The following is an 18,681-nucleotide window of genomic DNA, read 5'->3' on the forward strand; positions in this document are numbered from 1 at the left end:
GTGCCCTGGTGGAACACGCCCCCCGAGGTCGCAGCGCCCCCGGTGACCCTGGAGCGGGTCTGCGCGGCCCTGCGGCGCCTGGGCCTGGACCCGGTCGTGCACGACGGCCGCACTCAGGTCGTTCTCTACCGCTACCCCTGCACCCTGCGCCTCCTGAGCCCGGGCCCGGCGGCCCCGGACCAGTCGGCCCCACCGGCCCCGGGGCCGGTCTCGACCCAGGCGGAGAAGGCTGCCCTGGACCGGCCTGACGCCGGCTCGACGGAGGCCCTTCAGCGACCCGTCCCGGCGGACCAGGCGACCTCAGGTCAGGCGGTCCCGGACCAGGCGGTTGCCGTACCGGCCCCGGCCCCGCAGGCACCAGCGCCGGCCCCGGACCGGTTGACCGGCGCCCCCGCGCCGGAGCCCGCTCAGGTGAGGCTGCTCATGGAGTCGCGCTACACCGTCGGCCTGACGCAGGAGGCGGCTGCCCACCTGGCCGCCCACCTCCTGGAGAAGAACTCCGGCCGGGTCTCGCCCACCCTGCTCACGGCCCCCGGGCTGGCCGGCGCCGACGTGGTCGGGCGGGCCTGGTGCACCGTCACCGCGGGCATGAGCGACCCCCAGCTGCGCACGACGCTGCGGGTGTGGTGCGAGAGCACCCTGCACGCCCTGGACGAGCTCAGTGAGACCCAGGGGCTCCCGCTGCCCCCCGACCCGACCGGGCCAGCCAGCCCGGGCCCCACCGACCCGGCCCCCGCGGCCCCGACCGTCTGAAGGCAGGACCATGGCAACCTTCCAGGTGGATCTGCGCGGGATGGTGGACCTCCTCGCCCGCAACCTCTACTCCGGGCCCCGCGTCTACGTGCGTGAGCTCCTCCAGAACGCCGTCGACGCCATTGCCGCGCGCGCCCACGACGAGCCCGACTGCCCTCGCCGCGTCGCCCTCACCCTCGACGGGCCCCGTCTGACCTGCCATGACACCGGTATCGGCCTGGACGAGGAGGAGATGAGGACTTTCCTGTCCACCATTGGCGCCTCCTCCAAGCGTGACGAGCTGGGCCTGGAGCGCGTGGGCTACCTGGGGCAGTTCGGCATCGGTCTGCTGTCCTGCTTCATGGTCAGCGAGGAGATCACGGTGGCCTCCCGCTCCGCCCGCACCCCTGACGCCCCCACGGTCGGCTGGAGGGGCAGCACGGACGGCACCTACGCCGTCCTGCCCCCGGGCGAGGACGTCCCCGCCCTGGACGCCCCCGGCACCACCGTGGTCCTCAACGCCCGCCCCGGGGAGTCCTGGGTGGAGCCGGGCACGGTGCGTGCGCTGGTGGACGAGTTCGGCTCCCTGCTGCCCGTGCGCATCGAGGTACGCAGCCCGGGCGCCACCACCTACCACGGCCGCGAGCCCGCGCCCTGGGAGATGAGCCGTCACGAGGCCCGCGAGTGGTGCCGCACCCACCTGGGCGTGACGCCCTTCGACCTGGTGGACCTGGACGTGCCCGCCGCGGGCCTGAGGGGCCTGGCCGTCATTATGCCCACGGCCTCACCCACCCAGCAGGCCCACCACACCGTCAGCGTCAAGCGGATGCTGGTCTCCCGCTCGGCCCAGAAGCTCACCCCCGAGTGGGCCTACTTCGCCCGGGTCGTGGCCGACGCCCGCCACCTGCGCCTGACGGCGTCCCGGGAGACCCTGGTGGACGACGAGCTCCTGGGGGCCACCCGCGAGGCGATCGGCACCGCCGTGCGCGACTGGCTGGAGCGGCTGCGGCACACCGCCCCCACCCGCATGGAGGAGTTCGTCCGCTCCCACGCCGTCGGGCTGTGTGCGGTGGCCGTCCACGACCCCATGATGCTCGACCTCGTGGCCCACCACGTGCCCCTGGAGACGACCGAGGGCCCGCGCAGCCTCACCGCCCTGGCCGACCTGGTCCGCCTCGGGCGCCAGGTGCGCTACACCCGCACCGTGGACCAGTACCGGGCCCTGGCCGACGTCGCCTCCGCCCAGGGGATCGTGCTGGTCGACGCCGGGCACTCCTACGAGGAGGAGCTCCTCCAGGCGGTGCGCACCCACCCCGAGGTCCTGGGGGGCGTGGTCTTCGACCTGGTGGACCCCGGTGAGCTCCTCGACGTCCTGGAGCCGTGCACCCCGGCGGAGGAGGCGCAGGCCGCCGACCTGCTGCTGGTGGCCGCCCGCGCCCTGGGCTCCCAGGGCTGCCAGGTGGTCCTACGGCGCTTCGCCCCCGCCGCCCTGCCCGCCCTCTACCTGCCCGACCCGGACCTGGCCGGCCAGCAGGTCGCCAGGAGCGGGGCCGAGGCGGCCCGGACCGTGGGCAGTGTCTGGTCCGACCTGCTGGGCGTGGCCGACCCCTTCGCCACCTCCTCCCCGCCGCGCCTGGTGCTCAACCGCTCCAACCCGCTGGTGGCCAGGCTCGTGACCTCCGTGGACGAGGTCGTCCTCACCCAGGTCCTGCGCGGGCTCTACGTGCAGAGCCTGCTGTCGGGCCACCAGGTGCTCGGCCCCACCGAGCGCGCCTGGGCGGCCCAGACCCTCCACACCCTCCTGGAACGCGCCGTCGGCCCGGGCGGCCGGGGCGACGAGCAGGAGCCGCCCCCTCCCGCTGCCTGCTGAACGGTGCGTCCCCCGACGCCGTCCCACCTGCCGGTAGGCAGTCGGGCCCCACCCTCTACCACCTTCCCCTACCCGGCGTCGTGCCAAAGGAGAGCGTCCATGACCACTCGCGAGGACATCTGGGACCGCCTGGACCAGGCCCACGCCCTGCCCTACGGCCCGGCCCGCTCCGCCCTGGTGGCCGAGGCGGTGACCTGGGCGGACGCCATCGAGGACGAGGAGGCCGCGGTGGTCACCCGCCTGGAGCTCATCCACGCCTACCAGTGGGGGCGGGAGCACTGGAAGGGTGTGGCCCCCTTCGTGTGGTGCCTGGCCCGGCAGGCCGAGCGCCCCGACCTCTTCCACCACAACCGCCTGTACCACCTCATGTGGAACTACAAGTGGGTCGTGACCGCGGCGGCCGCCAACCCCCGGGTGAGCCTGGAGCAGGTGCGTCTCCTGGAGGACGGCATGGAGTCCTTCTTCCGCTCCCAGGGGGCCTCCATGCACACGGTCCACGGGCAGCGCTACTACGTCGCCGTGGACCTGGGCCTGCCCGACGAGGCGCGCGCCGAGCTCGCCGCCTGGCGCGCCACCCCCCGCGACGAGAACTCCGACTGCGTGGCCTGCGACCCCGAGCGCCAGGTGGGCGCCGCCCGCCGCGCCGAGGACTGGGAGCTGGCCGTGGCCACCGCGGTGCCCGTGCTGCGCGAGGACGTGGGCTGCGGGGAGCAGCCCGCCGGTATGCAGAACCTCGTGCTCCTGCCGCTGCTGGCCTCCGGGCGCCCCCGGGCCGCCTGGGAGGCCCACCTGCGCTCCTACCGCAGGCACCGCGTCAACCCCCGCTACACCGCCCCCATGGGGCGCCACCTGGAGTACCTGGCCCTGTCCGGGCACCTGGTCCGCGGCCTGGAGATCCTGCGCCGCCACGCCTCCTGGACGGCCGACGCCGACGAGGCCGACAGCCTCCAGGTCCTCCTGATCGGCATCGCCCTGGTCCTGCGGGAGGCGGAGCGGGCGGGCCTGGGGCAGGAGCCCCTGGGGGTGGACCTGCCGTCCCACGCCGTGTGGGGCCCGGAGGCGGGGGTCGACGCCGAGGTCACCGTGAGCCGGGCCCGCCAGCAGATCCTGGCCTGGGTGCGCAGCCTGACGGCGGCCTACGACGCCCGTAACGGCAACCCCGTGCTGGGCCGGGACCTGGAGCGGGCCCTGGCCCGTGAGCCCTTCGCCGTGGCCGACTTCACCAGGATCCTGGAGCTCATTAGCCCCTCCGAGCCCCTGCCCGAGGCCGCACACGTCTCCGACCTGCCCGAGGCCGGTGCCGGTCCTCACGCTGGCTCCGGTGGCTCTGCTGGCAGCGGCGGCTCCGGCAGCTCCGACGCTGGCGGCTCTGGCTCCGGCGGCTCTGGCTCCGGTGGCTCTGCCAGTCCTAACGCTGGCGGCTCTGCCAGTCCTGACGCCGACGCCAGCTCCGACGCCGTCCCCGGGGCGTCCGGCGGTGCCGGCCAGGCCCCCGGCGGTGCCGGCCAGGCCCCCAGTACCGCCAGCCCGGCCCCCGCCCCCCGCCAGGAGCACGCCGAGCCCTACCCGCCCCTGAGCCTGCCCGTCCTGACCCCGCCCGCCGACGGGCTGGAGGCGGCCACGCGCATCCAGCGCCTCCCCGCCGCCATGACCCTGGAGGCGACCTTCCTCCACCAGCAGGTGCGTGAGCGCGGCCTGCTGCCCGTGGACGAGGAGGGGCTGACGCTCAGGCAGCGGTGCGACCTGGCGATGACGGCGGGGGCCGCGGCCTTCCGGCTGGACGACCCCTACCAGGCCATGGAACGGCGTCGGCAGGCCCTGGTGCTGGCCCAGCAGGAGGCCGAGCAGGATCCGGGGATAGACAGCCGCCTGCACGTCACCTGCGTCGCCCTGTCCTGCCTGCGCTCCGAGAACGCCGCCGCCGAGAGGACCGAGATCACCGGGGTGGACCAGGACGAGGCCCAGAGGATGCAGTACCAGGCCTGGCAGGGCCGGGTGGGGCGCCTCCACCACCTCGCCTCGCGGCTGCGCGCCGACGTCGCCGAGCTGGCCCAGGGCACCCCCGAGGACCGCAGGACCGCGCTGGACGGACTGGACCACCTCGTCCGGTGCTCCTACCTCCTCAACGACCTCGACCTGGCCGCCGAGGTCCTCCAGCAGGCCGAGGAGCTGGTCCGGGACGTCGAGGCCCGCGGCGAGGACCCCGACGGGATCCTGCGCGACCTCCTGGACCTGGACCGGGTGGCCGTGAGCGCAATGCGCGGTGAGCCCTACCAGGCCTGCGTGCTCGCGGACTCCCTCCTGCGCCGCCACGACCCCTGCCCGGCCTGGCTGGCCCTGGCCGCCCGCGACTCCCTGGGCTGGACCTGCGGCATGTACGGGATGCAGGAGGAGGCCGCCCGCCAGCTCCAGGAGTCGGCCAATATCTCCCTGGCGCTGGACGTGCGGGACTGGGCGACCGAGACCATGGCCAACCTGGCCAACGCGCTCGGGGCCACCGGACGCTTCCTGGAGGCCGCCGAGGTCCTGGAGACGGCCATCGGGCTGCTGCGCGGGCCGGGGCTCCAGCGACGCCGCATGAGGCTCCTGTGGGTCCTGACCCACGTGCTGGACGACCTCAACGAGTACGCGCGCCTGCAGGAGACCAGCCAGGAGCTGGCCGAGCTGGAGCTCGCCACGGGCAACGACAAGGGTGCGCTGGCCGCCTTCGAGCGGGCGGCGCGAGCCTCCTACGAGCTCAAGGAGGCCCACACGGCCGCCGCCCTCTACCAGCGCTGCGCCGACCTGGAGGACCTGGACAGCCCCGGCGGGGCCCTGCGCCGCTCCCGCCTCCTGCGTCGGGCCGCCTTCGCCCTGACCCGCCAGCCCACCACCGCCATGACCCGGGCCCAGCTGCCCCGGGCCCGTGACCTGTGGCAGCTGGGCGCCGACCTGCTGGACCAGGCCTGGGAGCGGCCCTGCGAGGAGGCCGTCCAGGAGCGCGCCGACGCCTACGAGCAGCTCGGGGAGATCCTGTGGTCCGGCACCGAGCTCCAGGAGGCCGGCGGGCACTTCGCGACGGCAGCCAGGCTGTACGCCGAGGTGGGCCGGAGCGAGGACCAGGCCCGGGTGACGGCGCACGTCGCGCGGATCCACGCGATCCTCATCCAGGAGGATCCCGCCACGCACCTGCCCCTGGCCCGCCAGGGGGTCGCCCAGGTGCGCGCCCTGCTGGCCCACCCCCGGTGGGAGGGCAACCCGGCGCTGGAGGACGTGGGCAAGGTCGAGCAGTACCTCGACTCCCTGGAGCCCGCCGGGGCGGGATCCGCCGGGTGAGGCTTGGCACCGGGGGCCTGCGGCTTAGGGCTCCTGCGGCCCGGCACCGGGGTCCTGTGGTCCGGTACTGGGTTCCGGGGGCCTGCCTGGTCCCGGTTGGCTGCCGGAATCGGGGACGGGCCCGGTAGCGGGCTCCTGTCCCCGCTGTCCCCGCACGCCCCTGGCAGTGACCCTGGTCTCAGAAGTGGGCTACGACTTGGCGACGGTCCTGGTCGCCGGTAGCGTTCAGCGACGTCAAGGCGTTGACCGACGCCCGGGCCACCGGCCCGGTACCCGAACGTGAGGATCACGAGCCCATGCTCAAGCGAATGTGCTGTCGCCGCTGTCTGTGAGACAGCCGCACACCACGTTCGCCCTGCGCGCCCTGACGCGCGCCTGATCCCCCGAGAGGTGCCCCGTGCACACGTCCACCCCGGACGCCCCTGTACCCGTCGACCGTCCTGCGGGCGCCGACCGCCCGGACGCCCCCGCCGTCGCCCCGCCACCCCCTGCCGCCCTCCCCGCCCGGGGCACCGGGACACCCGGCGAGAGTCCTGAGGCCCTTGCCGACGCCGACGCCGCCCCGGACGGGCGCGGCGCCCCCCGCTCCGTGGCCCGCCGCCTGGCCTCCGACCGCTGGGCCGTGGCCGGCGGGGCCGTGGTGGTCCTCACCGCCGTCGTGGCCCTCCTCGCCCCCTGGGTCACCCGGCTCCTGGGCGTGGACCCCTACACCTACCACCTCGACCTCCTGGCACCCTCGGGTCTTCCCGCGGGGGCGCTGGGAGGCGTGAGCACCGCCCACCCCCTGGGCGTGGAGCCCCAGACCGGGCGCGACCTGCTGGCCATTGTCGTCCAGGGCACCCGCACCTCCTTCACCATAGGCATGGGCGCCACCGCCCTGGCCACGGCCGTGGCCGTCGTCCTGGGTACCTCCGCGGGGTACTTCGGCGGCTGGTGGGACGCCCTGGTGTCGCGCGCCACCGACGTCGTCCTGGGGTTCCCCAGCCTGGTGTTCATGGTCGCCGTCTCCGCTGTGGTCCCGCCCACCGCCAACCGGATCCTGGTCATGGTCCTCATTATCGGCCTCCTGGGGTGGCCGTCGACCGCCCGCGTCCTGCGTGCCCGCACCCTGGGCACCCGCTCCCGGACCTTCGTGCGGGCCTCCCGGGCCATGGGCGCCTGCGAGCTGCACGTCCTGGGCACCCAGGTCCTGCCCAACCTGGTGGCCACCGTCATCGTCCTCACCACCGTCTCCGTGCCCGGCCGGATCACCGCCGAGGCCGCCCTGTCCTTCCTGGGAGTGGGCGTGCCCCCGCCCACACCCTCCTGGGGACGGTCCATAGGCAGCGCCGTGACCTGGGTGAGCACCGACCCCTGGTACCTCCTGGTCCCCGGGACGGCCCTGTTCGTGGTCACCCTGGCCTTCAACCTGTTCGGCGACGGCCTGCGCGACGCCCTGGACCCCAGGACCGGTGAGTCCCGGTGAGCCGCCTGCGTCCCCTGCTGCGCTCCGTGGCCCAGACCCTCCTGGTCCTGGTCGTCGTCACCTTCCTCACCTTCGCGGTCTTCAGCCTGTGGCCCTCCGACCCGGCCGCCCTGGCCTGCGGACGGCCCTGCACCCCGGCCAACCTGGAGCGCGCCCGCGCCTTCATGGGCTACGACCTGCCCTGGTACACCCAGTTCTGGGACTACCTGCGCGGGGTCGTGGCGGGGCGCTCCTTCGGGCAGGGACCCGGCGCCGTCGTCTGCACCGCCCCCTGCCTGGGCTACTCCTTCCGCCTGTCCGCCCCGGTGACCGACCTCATTGCCGCCCGCCTGCCCGTGACCGCCTCCGTGGCGGTGGGGGCCTCCCTCCTGTGGCTCGTGATCGGCGTGGCCGCGGGCGTCGTCTCCGCCCTGAGGCGGGGCAGCCGCTGGGACCGGGCCATTATGGGCGGCACCGTCCTGGGGGTGTCCGCACCCTCCTACCTGCTGGGGCTGCTGGGCATACTCCTGCTCGGCTTCACCCTGGACGTGGTCCCCGTCTCCGGCTACGTGCCCCTGGCCGACTCCCCCCTGGACTGGGCCTGGCACCTGGTCCTGCCCTGGTGCGTCCTGGCCCTCGTCTCCGCGGCCGTCTACGCCCGCATGGTGCGCGGGGAGGTGCTGGAGAACCTGGGGGAGGACTACGTGCGCACCGCCCGGGCCGTGGGCCTGCCCGAGCGGCAGGTCATAGGCCGGCACGTCATGCGCAACGTCTGCCTGCCGGTGGCCACCTACTTCGCCCTGGACCTGGGCGGCATGCTCGGCGGCGCCGTCATCACCGAGCGGGTCTTCTCCATGCCGGGGCTGGGTGCCCTGCTCATGGACGCCGTCGGCAGCACGGACGTGCCCGTGGTCATGGGCACCACCCTGGTGGCCGCCGCCTTCGTGGTCGTGGCCAACCTGGTGGTGGACGCCCTGGCCGTCCTCATTGACCCCCGCACCGCCTGAGCGGGCCCCGGCGGCGCGACGGCGGCCCCGCCCGCCTGCTACTGGCCTCCGCCCGCGCCGGCCCGCACCCGCACCTCGAGAAGGAGCCAGGCGACCCCGCCTGCCACCCGCCCGCACCTCCGGGGCCAGGGCCCGCCGACCTGTTGGGCCGCCACCGGCCCGCCCCACCACAAGGAAAGTTAAGGAGACCGACATGTCCCGTCCCGCGCCCTCCCGCCGTGCCTTCCTCACCGGCCTGACCTCCCTGACCCTGACCCTGGCCGCCTGCGGCGCGAACTCCCGGGGGACCGCGCCCGCCTCGGGCACCCCCAGCGCGGGCGGCACCCTCTACGTGCTCAGCTCCGACACGGACGTCAACTGGGACCCCGCCCGGAGCCAGTCCCTGGCGGTCACCTCCCTGGGCCTGGTCCACCGCCGCCTGACCACCTGGGAGCTCAGCCCCGGCGGGGAGCCGAGGGTGGTGCCCGACCTGGCCACCGACACCGGCACGGTCTCCGCCGACGGCCTGACCTGGACCTACACCCTCAAGGAGGGGCTGGTCCTGTCCGACGGGACCCCCATCACCTCCGCCCACGTCAAGCACGGCCTGGAGCGCTCCTTCGCCCCGGCTCTGTCCGGCGGCCTGGGCTACCACAAGACCCTGCTGGCGGGCACCAGCGGCTACACCGGGCCCTACGAGGGCGCCCACCTGGACTCCGTGGCCACCCCGGACGAGCGGACTGTCGTCCTCACCCTGGCCCGCCCCTACGGGGACTGGCCCTGGATCGTCTCCACCCCGGCCTTCGCCCCCGTCCCCGAGGGCGACGACCCGGCCACCTACACGCGCAACCCCCTCGCATCGGGTCCCTACGTGGTCAGCGAGTACAAGCAGGGGGTCTCGGTGACGTTGAGTCGCAATGAGCACTGGTCGGCTGCTACCGACGCGGTCCGGCTCGGCCTGCCCGACACGGTCGTCTTCTCCCTGGGGCAGGACGAGGACACCGTCAGCCAGCGCCTCATCGCCGACTCCGGGGACGACCGCCACGCCTTCAGCGCCCAGCTGCTCACCGCCTCCAAGCTCGCCCAGGTCAGCGCGGACCCCTCCGCCTCCGCCCGCCTGGCCACCTCCGACCCCGGACCGCTGCTCTACCTGGCGGTCAACACCGAGCGGGTCACCGACCCGGACGTGCGCCGGGCCATTGCCTACGCGGTGGACAAGGCCGCCGTGCAGCAGGCCCTGGGCGGCGAGCTCGGCGCCGGCGTCGCCACGACCTACATCACCCCCGGTATCCCCGGGCGCGAGGAGTACGACCTCTACCCGCGGGACACCACCCGGGCCACCTCGCTCCTGGCCGGCAAGCAGCTGCCCGAGCTGGTGCTCCTGACGCAGAACAACGAGGCCCGCCTGGCGGTCGCCCAGGCCGTGCAGCAGGCCCTGAGCGAGGTGGGACTGACGGTGCGGCTGGACCCGCAGTCCTCGGACGCCTACTCCCAGCGCGCCACCCAGGGGGACGGCTCCTCCTACGACCTGGCCGTCGTCTCCTGGAACCCCGACTACCCCAGTGCCAACGCCAATATCCAGCCCCTGTACGCCTCCTCGGAGATCGGCGGCGGCGGGTACAACGTCTCGCGCTACTCCGACGCCGAGGTGGACCGGCTCATTGCGGAGGCCACCGCGGAGCCCGACGCCGTCGAGGCCGGTCGGAAGTGGGCGGCCCTGGACCGGCGCATCGCCCAGGACGTGCCCGCGGTGCCGCTCGTCAACCGCCGCAACTCCTTCCTGCGCGGCTCACAGGTCGCCGGCTTCTTCGTCAACCCCTTCCCGGCCTACCCCGACTACCTCGTGGTGGGGGTGGGGGCCTGATGGGCCGGGGGACCGGCGCCCCGGGTGGACGCGGTGCTCACGGCACGGGGCCGGGTGGGGCTAATCCGGGTGGCTCCGGGTCGGGGCCGGGTGGTGCCAGTGGTGCCGGTTCCGGGCCGGGTGGTGCCGACTCCGGACCGGGTGGCTTTGGGGCGGACGGGGCTGGCCCGGGGTCAGGCGTGGCCGACCCGGGTGGGGCCCCTGCCTCTGCCCCCGCCCCGGCGCTGAGCCTGCGCGGCCTGGGGGTCGCCTTCGCGGGCGCCAGCGCCCCGGCCAGCGCGGACGTGGACCTGGACCTGGTGCCCGGCCGCGTGCTGGCCCTGGTGGGGGAGTCCGGGTCGGGCAAGTCCGTCACCGCCATGGGCGCCCTCGGGCTCCTGGCCCCCACCGCCCACGTCACCGGCTCCGCCGTCCTGTACGGGCCCGGGTCCCCCACCGGCTCGGCCGGGTACGGGCACCAGGATCCGTCCGGGTCTGGGGCCGGGCGCGGGGCGGGTACCGAGCTGGTCGGGGCGCCGCGCCACGTCCTTGACGACGTGCGCGGGCGCCTGGTGGGCACGGTCTTCCAGGAGCCGGCCACCGCCCTGGACCCCCTGGGGACCATAGCCTCCCAGATCGGGGAGGCGGTGCGCGCCCACACCCGCGCCACCCGCCACCAGGTGGGCCAGCGGGTCCGCTCCCTGCTGGGGCGCGTGGGCCTGGGGGCGGGGGAGCAGGTCGAGCGGATCGCCCGCTCCTACCCCCACCAGCTCTCCGGCGGCCAGCTCCAGCGTGCCTGCATCGCCCTGGCCATGGCCTGCGACCCCCCGGTCCTGGTCGCCGACGAGCCCACCACGGCCCTGGACGTCACCGTGCAGGCCGGGATCCTGGACCTGCTGCGCTCCCTGACCAAGGAGGGCACCGCCGTCCTGCTCATTACCCACGACATGGGGGTGGTGGCCGACGTGGCCGACACGGTCGTCGTCATGCGCCACGGCCGCGTGGTCGAGCGCGGCGGCGTGCGCCAGCTGTTCGCCTCCCCCCGCCACCCCTACACCCGTGAGCTGCTGGCGGCCGTGCCCCGCCTGGACTCCCTGCGTCAGGAGGGGCCCGGCGCGGCGGCCCGTGCGCCCCGTCCGGTCGTGTCGGCGGGCTGCCAGGTGCGCTCGCCCGGGTCGGGGCCGGCGTCCGGGTCCGGCTCGGGGTCGGTATCCGGGTCCGGGCCGTCACCGGCGCCCGAGCCGCTGGTGCGCGTCCGGGACCTGGACGTGGTCTACCGCAGCGGGAGGCGCCGCGTGCACGCGGTGCGCGGCGTCAGCCTGAGTATCGCCCCCGGGGAGGTCCTGGGGCTGGTAGGGGAGTCGGGGTCGGGCAAGTCCACGCTCGCCGGGACCCTGACCGGGCTGGTGCCCGTGGCCGCGGGCAGCGTGCGGGTGGGCGGCACCGAGGTGGCCGGGGCCCGGCGTCGGGTCCTGGCACCGGTGCGCCGGACCACCGGCGTGGTCTACCAGGACCCCGCCTCGTCCCTGAACCCGCGCCGTCGGGTGGGGGCCTCCGTGGCCGAGCCCCTGGTGGTGCACGGAGGCTACGACGCCGCGGCCCGGCGCGCCCGGGTGCGTGAGCTGCTGGAGGCGGTGCGCCTGCCGGCCGCCTACGCGCAGCGCTACCCCCACGAGATGAGCGGCGGGCAGCGTCAGCGCGTGGCCATAGCCCGGGCCCTGGCCCTGGGACCGCGCCTGGTCGTCGCCGACGAGCCCACCAGCGCCCTGGACGTCTCGGTGCAGGCGGTGGTCCTGGACCTCCTGCGCCACCTGCAGCAGGAGCTGGGCTTCGCCTGCCTGTTCGTCTCCCACGACCTGGCCGTGGTGGACGCGGTGGCCGGGCGCACAGTGGTCCTCCAGGCCGGGAGGGTGGTGGAGGAGGGGGCGACGGCGCAGGTCCTGGCCGCGCCCCGCCAGGAGTACACCCGCCGCCTGGTGGCGGCCGTCCCGCTGCCCGACCCGGTCCTCCAGGCCGGACGTCGCGAGCGCCGCCTGGCCGCCACCTGCTGAGCGTCTCTCAGCTCCGTCTCGACGGCTCGGGGGCCGGCGGGCGCCCGCTCACCGCCAGCCCCTCCTGCAGAGCGGTCACCTGGGCGCTCAGGGCCGCGACCTGGGCGCTCAGGGCCGCAACCTGCGCCCGTGTGGCCGCCTCCTCCTCGGCGTTCTCCTCGGTCACCAGGGAGACCACCCAGGAGGCCAGGGTCGCCGTGACCACGCCAATGAGGGCGACCCCGGCCACCATGAGGACCGTGGCGATACCGCGCCCCGTGGTCGTCAGCGGGGACAGATCCCCGTAGCCCACCGTGGAGACCGTCGCCAGGGACCACCAGCAGGCGTCCTCGAAGGTGGTGATGGACGCCCCCGGGGCCTTCCGCTCGGTGTCCAGCACCGCCAGGGCCGAGACGAGTACCAGCAGCAGGACGCTGCCGGCGGTGTAGGTGGTGATCCGCCCCCGCAGGGCCGTCCCGGGGCCGCGGTGCAGGACGCTGACCAGGGCGATGAGCCGCAGCAGGCGCAGGGGGCGCAGCACCGGCAGCAGGACCGCGGCCAGGTCCAGCAGGTGGTGGAGGAACCAGCGCCCCCGCTCCGGGGCCAGGTACAGGCGGGCGGCGTAGTCGACGGCGAACAGGGCCCACACGACGTCCATGACCACCTCGGCGTACAGGCGCCGGGTCCCGTGCAGGTCGGCCAGCACCTCCCAGGCGTAGGCGCCCAGGAAGAGCAGGGCCGCGGCCGCCATCGGCCACTCGGTCAGGTGCTCCCAGCTGCGCAGACGCTCTGAGGCAGGACGGACGGACATAACACGGATCCTACGGGCCCGTCCCGGTCATGCAGGACCCGGGGGCACCCCTGTGCGGTCCGGGGACGACGCGGGCCGCGGCCGTCCCCCACGTCCGTGGCGGGGCGCGAGGCCAGCGTCTGCTCCCGGCTGATCGCCGACGCCGGTCCCCACGTCCGTGGCGGGGCGGACCCGCCCAGGGTGCCTGTCAGGAGCCGGGTTCCACCTGGTGGCGGCCCACGCCCAGAGCGTCTGTCAGATGCTCGCCAGGAGCCGGGAGATCCGCTGGAGGCTGACCTTGCGGCTGGTCCCCAGGGTCTGGGCGAACAGGCTCACCCGCAGCTCCTCGACCATCCACCGGGCCTCCTCCAGCACCTCCCGGCGGTGGGCGTCCGGGGGCAGCGCGGACGCCCGCGCCCGGGCGGCCTCCACCAGGTCCACGGCCTGGCCCACCTGGTAGGACAGGGCCGCGTCCTGGGCGGCGGCGCCCGGGGAGGAGGCCGCCCGTTCCACCCGCACGGCCAGGGCGGACAGGAACCGCGGCAGGTGCGCCAGCTCCTCGGTGGGCGTGGAGACCACGAACCCCGGGTACACTAGCTCGGCCACGTGCTCGCGCACCTCCTGGAGGGTGGCGAGCAGGGTCAGGGAGGTGTGCTCCCCCACCGCCTGCTCCACCCGGCGCACCGCCTGGAGGGTGCGCACCACCATGACCGCGAGCCGGTAGACCTCGTCCTCCAGGTGCTGACGTACCCAGGCCACGAGGTCCTCGAAGACCGCCTGCTCGCGCACCTGCGCCAGGGGGCGGCTGGCCTGGTCGGCCCACCGGGAGGCTACGCTGCGGGCCGCCGCGAGCTGGAGGTCGGCCACCAGCTCCGGGGTGCTGCGGTACGGGGAGGCGGCCAGGACCAGGGCCTCGTCCCCGCTCCACCGGCTGCTCACCCGCCCGGGCGGCAGGACCGTGCGCGCCAGTGCCAGGGCCGTCACCCCCGCCCCGTGCTCCCGCTCCTGGGACCCGGCGTCGGGCAGGATGGTCAGGTCCGCACCCAGGGGCGCCTGCCCGGTACGGCTACCCGGTGCCGACCCAGTGGCGCCCACCGTCTTCCCGGGCCCCGGGTTCTTCCCAGCTCCTTTCCCGGGCCCTGGGCCTCTCCCGGGCCCGGATCCCTTCTTGGGGCTCTGGGGGCCGGACCCCTTCCCGGGGCCGGGCTCCTTCCCCGGGCCGGGTCCGCCCGTGGAGCCCGCGTCCGGTCCCGGGATGCCGGCGGGACGCTCCTGGGCGTCGGGGCGCAGACGAGCCGCCCCGCCGCAGGCCACCAGCGTGGGGTAGCCGCGCACCACCAGGCCCGCCGCCCCCGTGGACTCCACGGTGGCCGGGATGGTGGAGGCCTGCGGGCCCTCCAGCCCCGGTACCCCGGTGGGCCAGTTGGTCAGCCCCGCGCGCTCGGCCAGGCCCGTGCGCAGGCCGGCTCCCGCGCCCCGCCCCGCACCGGGGACATCCCCGGGGCCCACCTGCCCCGGCCGCCCGGCCCCGTGCCCGCCCCGGCCCGCCCCGGTGGCCCCGGCCCCGGCCGACCCACCGGGGCGTGCGGCCCGGACGCCCTCACCCCGGGCCGCACGCCCCTCCCGGCCCTGTCCGGCCTGGCGGGAGGAGTCGCGCTCACGGGCCTCGGCCATGACCTGGGCCAGGGCCCCGCGTACCACCGAGCGCACGGCGGCCTCGGTACGCTCCGCCAGCCGCCTCTGGAGGGCCACCAGGTCCCTGCCACGGGCCAGCACCTGCCCCTCGGGTCCCAGGCCCACGAAGCCCATGCGCAGGTGGTCGGGCAGGTTCTCCTCCACCGCCTCCCAGTCGGCGTCACCGACCTCCACGTCGCGCAGCCGCGCCACGGCCGCGGTGAAGGCCTGACGGAAGGGCAGCGGCGGGGCACTGACGTCCCCGGCGCCGTCGGCCCCCGGGACCTGCGCGCGTATCTCCGTCCACACCTGGGCGCCCACGTCCGGGGCGGGCACCAGCTGGCGGCGCACCCGCTTGGGCAGGGCCCGGATGGTGGCCACGCACAGCTCGGGGCGCATGCCCGCCACCAGCCAGTCGAACCCCTCAGGCTCCAGCCGTCCCAGCACCTCCACCGGCACCTGCACGCTCACGCCGTCGTCGCCGCGGCCGGGCTCGAAGACGTAGTCCAGCCCCAGGGTCAGGTCCCCCTGCACCCAGGTGTCGGGGTAGCCGCTGGCATCGTCCCCGCCGGGCAGCAGCAGGTCGCGGGTGAAGTCCAGCAGGTCGGGGCGACGCCGCCGCTCCCGCTTCCACCAGGCGTCAAAGTCGGCGGCCCCGTACACGTCCTCGGGCAGGCGGTCCTCGTAGAAGCGGACCAGGACCTCGTCGTCGGCCAGCAGCCCGTGGACCCGACGCCGCTGCTCCACGTCCCCCAGCTCCTCGACCAGCTCCCGGTTGCGCTCCACGAAGGCGTGGCGGGCGTGCCAGCCGCCCTCGACCAGGCCGGAGCGGATGAACATCTCCCGGGCCACCTCGCGGGCCGCCTGCGTGCCCACGCTCGCCAGGGTGGCGGGGCGGTCGGCCACCAGGGTCATGCCGTACAGGAGGACCTTCTCGTGGACCATGGCCGCCCCGTGGCGGGTGGACCAGTACGGCTCGCCGTAGACGCGCCTGAGCAGCCCGGCCGCCCCGGCCGCCTCCTCCACCCAGCGGGCGTCCACCTTGGCCACGGTGCGGGCGAACAGCCGGCTCGTCTCCACCAGCTCGGCGGTCATGACCCAGTCGTAGGTCTTGCGACGCAGCCCCGAGCCGGGCCAGATGGTAAAGCGGGTGCCGCGCGCCCCCGCGTACTCGCGCCGCCGCTCGTCCCAGCTGCCCACGTTGGACAGCAGCCCCACCAGCAGGGAGCGGTGGATGGCGTCGGCGTCGGGGGTGTCCGCGCTGCGGCCCAGGGCCACGACAGCCGCGGCCACGTCCCCGTGGGCGATGGTGGCCGCCTGGGTGCCCGCCTCCAGGGCGTCGCCGGCGGCCCGGATGGCGCGGGCGGTGGGCAGCTCCACGGGGGCCGCGTCCAGGCCCAGGGGGCGGGCCATCTGCCGCAGCTGGGCGTGGACGTCAAACCACTCACGCACCCGCAGGTAGTGGATGAACTCGGTGCGGCACATGCGCCGGAAGGCGCTTCCGGACAGCTCCCGGGCCTGGGTGCGCAGGTAGCGCCACAGGTTGAGGTAGGTCAGGAAGTCGCTGGTGGGGTCGGCGAAGCGCCGGTGCAGGGCGTCGGAGGCCTCCTGCCTGTCCGCGGGCCGCTCGCGCACGTCCTGGATGGACAGGGCCGCCACCACCACCAGGACCTCCCCGGCGCAGCCGCGCTCCCCGGCCTCCAGCAGCATGCGCCCCAGGCGCGGGTCAATGGGCAGACGCGCCAGGCGTCGGCCGACCGGCGTCAGGCGCGGGCCCCGCCGCGGGGTGGCGCCACGGCCGGTGCCGTGGCTGGCACTGTGACCGGTATTGTGGCTGGTGCCGTGGTCCCCGGTGGCCTCGTCCCGTGGGCCGGTGCCGTGGTGCCGGGCGTCGCGGCCCTCGGCCTCAATGGCCCCGATCTCGGTGAGCAGCTGGACGCCGCTGCGCACCTGGCGGGGGTCGGGGGCGTCCAGGAAGGGGAAGTCCTCCACCGCCCCCAGGCCCAGGGCCGCCATCTGCAGGATGACGGACGCCAGGGAGGTGCGCAGGATCTCCGGCTCGGTGTACTGCGGGCGGGAGTCGAAGTCGGAGCGGGAGTACAGGCGGATGGCGACGCCGTCGGCCACGCGCCCGCAGCGGCCCGCCCTCTGGTCGGCGCTGGCCCGGCTGACCGGCTCAATGGGCAGGCGCTGGACCTTGGTGCGGTTGGAGTATCGGGAGATACGCGCCAGGCCCGGGTCGATGACGTAGCGGATGCCCGGGACCGTCAGGGAGGTCTCGGCCACGTTGGTGGCCAGGACGATGCGGCGGCACGAGTGCGCCTCGAAGACCCGGTGCTGCTCAGCAGCGCTCAGGCGCGAGTACAGGGGGACGACCTCCACCGCCCCGGGGGTGCGGGCGCGCCCGTCAGCGGTGTAGCGGGGGCCCAGGTGGTCGACCAGGGCCGCCTCGGTGTCACGGATGTCCCGCTCACCGGCCAGGAAGACGAGGATGTCGCCGCTACCCGTCCCCATGAGCTCGTCGACGGCGTCGAGAATCCCGGTGACCTGGTCGCGGGGCTCACCAGGGTCACCGGCGCCTGTCCGCCCCCCGGCGCCCGCCTGGCCCCCGGCCTGCCCCCTGCCGCGGGCTCCCCCTCCCCGCGGGGAGGGGGCGGAGCGGACGGCGGAGCGTGCGGCCTGGCGCCGGGCCCGGGCGGCGGAGCGGACGGCCGGGTCGGGTGAGGTCAGGGCCTCCAGCTCGGCGTCGGTCAGCTCCCCGGGGGCGGCCGGTGGGCCGGGGGCGGGGGAGCCCGGGGCCGTGCCTGTCGAGCCTGTGCCTGTGGCTGTGCCTGTCGGGGCCGCTGCCCCGCCCGCCTCCTCCCGGGAGCCCTCGGCACCCTGAGGGGGCGCGCCGTCGGTGGGGGCGCCGTCGTCCTCGGCCTCCGGGGTAAGGGGCCGGTAGCGGATCTCCACGGGGTAGGTGCGCCCCGAGACCTCAATGACGGGGGCTGGCGCGGTGAGGGGCTCGCCGTCCCCGCCTACCCCGCGGTGCCCGAAGTGCTCGGCGAAGCGCGCCGAGTCAATGGTGGCGGAGGTGATAATGACCTTCAGGTCCGGGCGGCTCGGCAGCAGGCGGGCCAGGTAGCCCAGGATGAAGTCGATATTGAGGCTGCGCTCGTGGGCCTCGTCCACAATGATCGTGTCGTAGCGGCGCAGCATGGGGTCGGTCTGGATCTCGGCCAGCAGGATGCCGTCGGTCATGAGCTTGACCAGGGTGGTGGGGCCGACCTCGTCGGTGAAGCGAACCTGGTAGCCCACCACCCCCTCACGGCCGATCGGCGTGCCCAACTCGTGGGCGATGCGCTCGGCCACGCTTCTGGCGGCGATACGCCGCGGCTGGGTGTGACCGATCATCCCCGTGACGCCGCGGCCCAGCTCCAGGCAGATCTTGGGGATCTGGGTGGTCTTGCCCGACCCGGTCTCCCCGGCCACGATGACCACCTGGTGGTCCCGCACGGCCGCCGCAATGTCCTCACGCCGGGCACTGACCGGCAGCTCGGCGGGGTAGGTCAGGGCGGGGACGGCCGCGGCGCGCGCGGCCAGCTGCTCGGGGGTGAACCCGGGCCAGGGGCCGCGGCGCGTGCGGCCTGGGCGCTCCGGGCGGCCGGAGCGGTCCGGACGGCGGGGACGCCCTGAGCGCCCCGGACGGCGGCCCTCGCCCCGGCCGGCCCGGCCGCCGCGGTGCGGTGGGTGCTCACGCTGGTGGTCCTGTCCCCGTGGGGCCTGAGCGTGCTGGCCCGGGTCAGAGCCGGGGGGACGGCTGGTGCCGGTGGCGTCCTGCGTCTTCGGGGCGGGGCCGGTGACGCTCGCGGCTGCTGGTGTGGTGGCGTCCTCGGTGCGCTGCGTCTGACTCTCCATAGGTGCCCCATTGTCCCCCACGGGCGGTGCGGCCCCCGAGTGTGGGCGCGTGCTTCGCCTGACAGTGGTAGGCGGCCACCAGCCCGAGGCGCTGGGC

General features: G+C 75.4%; 9 protein-coding genes. 7 read left to right on the forward strand and 2 right to left on the reverse strand.

All coding sequences use genetic code 11. From position 1 onward, the window contains the following. The 7 genes from C3V41_RS14295 to C3V41_RS10910 all read left to right on the forward strand — a co-directional run bounded on the left by C3V41_RS14295 (position 1) and on the right by C3V41_RS10910 (position 12,241). Positions 1-753 carry a hypothetical protein gene (locus C3V41_RS14295; protein ID WP_106110271.1) on the forward strand — a complete coding sequence of 251 codons (753 nt, stop codon included), beginning with the start codon at positions 1-3 and terminating at the stop codon, positions 751-753. Between the two features lie 10 nt (positions 754-763). Then, complete coding sequence (locus tag C3V41_RS10885; protein ID WP_106110272.1) at positions 764-2,602, forward strand: HSP90 family protein; 1,839 nt, start codon at positions 764-766, stop codon at positions 2,600-2,602. 99 nt (positions 2,603-2,701) lie between these two features. Beyond that, entirely contained in the window at positions 2,702-5,917 is a 3,216-nt protein-coding gene (locus C3V41_RS13225) for a hypothetical protein (protein WP_165271643.1), read from the forward strand. 397 nt (positions 5,918-6,314) lie between these two features. Continuing rightward, positions 6,315-7,382 (forward strand): ABC transporter permease, encoded by a 1,068-nt coding sequence (locus C3V41_RS10895; RefSeq protein WP_254423581.1) that lies wholly within the window; start codon positions 6,315-6,317, stop codon positions 7,380-7,382. Beyond that, a complete protein-coding gene (locus tag C3V41_RS10900) occupies positions 7,379-8,368 on the forward strand; it encodes an ABC transporter permease (protein WP_106110273.1) in 990 nt (329 codons plus the stop codon). Before C3V41_RS10895 ends, C3V41_RS10900 begins: the two co-directional genes overlap by 4 nt. A 193-nt stretch (positions 8,369-8,561) precedes the next feature. After that, positions 8,562-10,211 (forward strand): ABC transporter substrate-binding protein, encoded by a 1,650-nt coding sequence (locus C3V41_RS10905; RefSeq protein ID WP_106110274.1) that lies wholly within the window; start codon positions 8,562-8,564, stop codon positions 10,209-10,211. A gap of 179 nt (positions 10,212-10,390) precedes the next feature. Further along, positions 10,391-12,241: a dipeptide ABC transporter ATP-binding protein gene (locus tag C3V41_RS10910; RefSeq protein ID WP_174714775.1), complete on the forward strand. Its 1,851-nt coding sequence runs from the start codon at positions 10,391-10,393 to the stop codon at positions 12,239-12,241. Between the two features lie 7 nt (positions 12,242-12,248). On the opposite strand, the gene C3V41_RS10915 is transcribed toward C3V41_RS10910, so the two are convergent. Both C3V41_RS10915 and C3V41_RS10920 read right to left on the reverse strand, forming a co-directional pair. Continuing rightward, complete coding sequence (locus C3V41_RS10915) at positions 12,249-13,031, reverse strand: potassium channel family protein (RefSeq protein ID WP_106110276.1); 783 nt, start codon at positions 13,029-13,031, stop codon at positions 12,249-12,251. Between the two features lie 234 nt (positions 13,032-13,265). After that, entirely contained in the window at positions 13,266-18,584 is a 5,319-nt protein-coding gene (locus C3V41_RS10920; protein WP_254423582.1) for a DUF3418 domain-containing protein, read from the reverse strand. Positions 18,585-18,681: the final 97 nt, after the last annotated feature.

Source organism: Actinomyces sp. oral taxon 897 (genome assembly GCF_002999235.1).
GTDB lineage: Bacteria > Actinomycetota > Actinomycetes > Actinomycetales > Actinomycetaceae > Actinomyces.

Excerpts from the sequence above, each read along its gene's own strand:
- C3V41_RS13225 (WP_165271643.1), top strand. The coding sequence starts at position 2,702 with ATGACCACTCGCGAGGACATCTGGGACCGCCTGGACCAGGCCCACGCC.
- C3V41_RS10905 (WP_106110274.1), top strand. The coding sequence starts at position 8,562 with ATGTCCCGTCCCGCGCCCTCCCGCCGTGCCTTCCTCACCGGCCTGACC.
- C3V41_RS10915 (WP_106110276.1), bottom strand. The coding sequence starts at position 13,031 with ATGTCCGTCCGTCCTGCCTCAGAGCGTCTGCGCAGCTGGGAGCACCTG.
- C3V41_RS10920 (WP_254423582.1), bottom strand. The coding sequence starts at position 18,584 with ATGGAGAGTCAGACGCAGCGCACCGAGGACGCCACCACACCAGCAGCC.
- C3V41_RS10885 (WP_106110272.1), top strand. The coding sequence starts at position 764 with ATGGCAACCTTCCAGGTGGATCTGCGCGGGATGGTGGACCTCCTCGCC.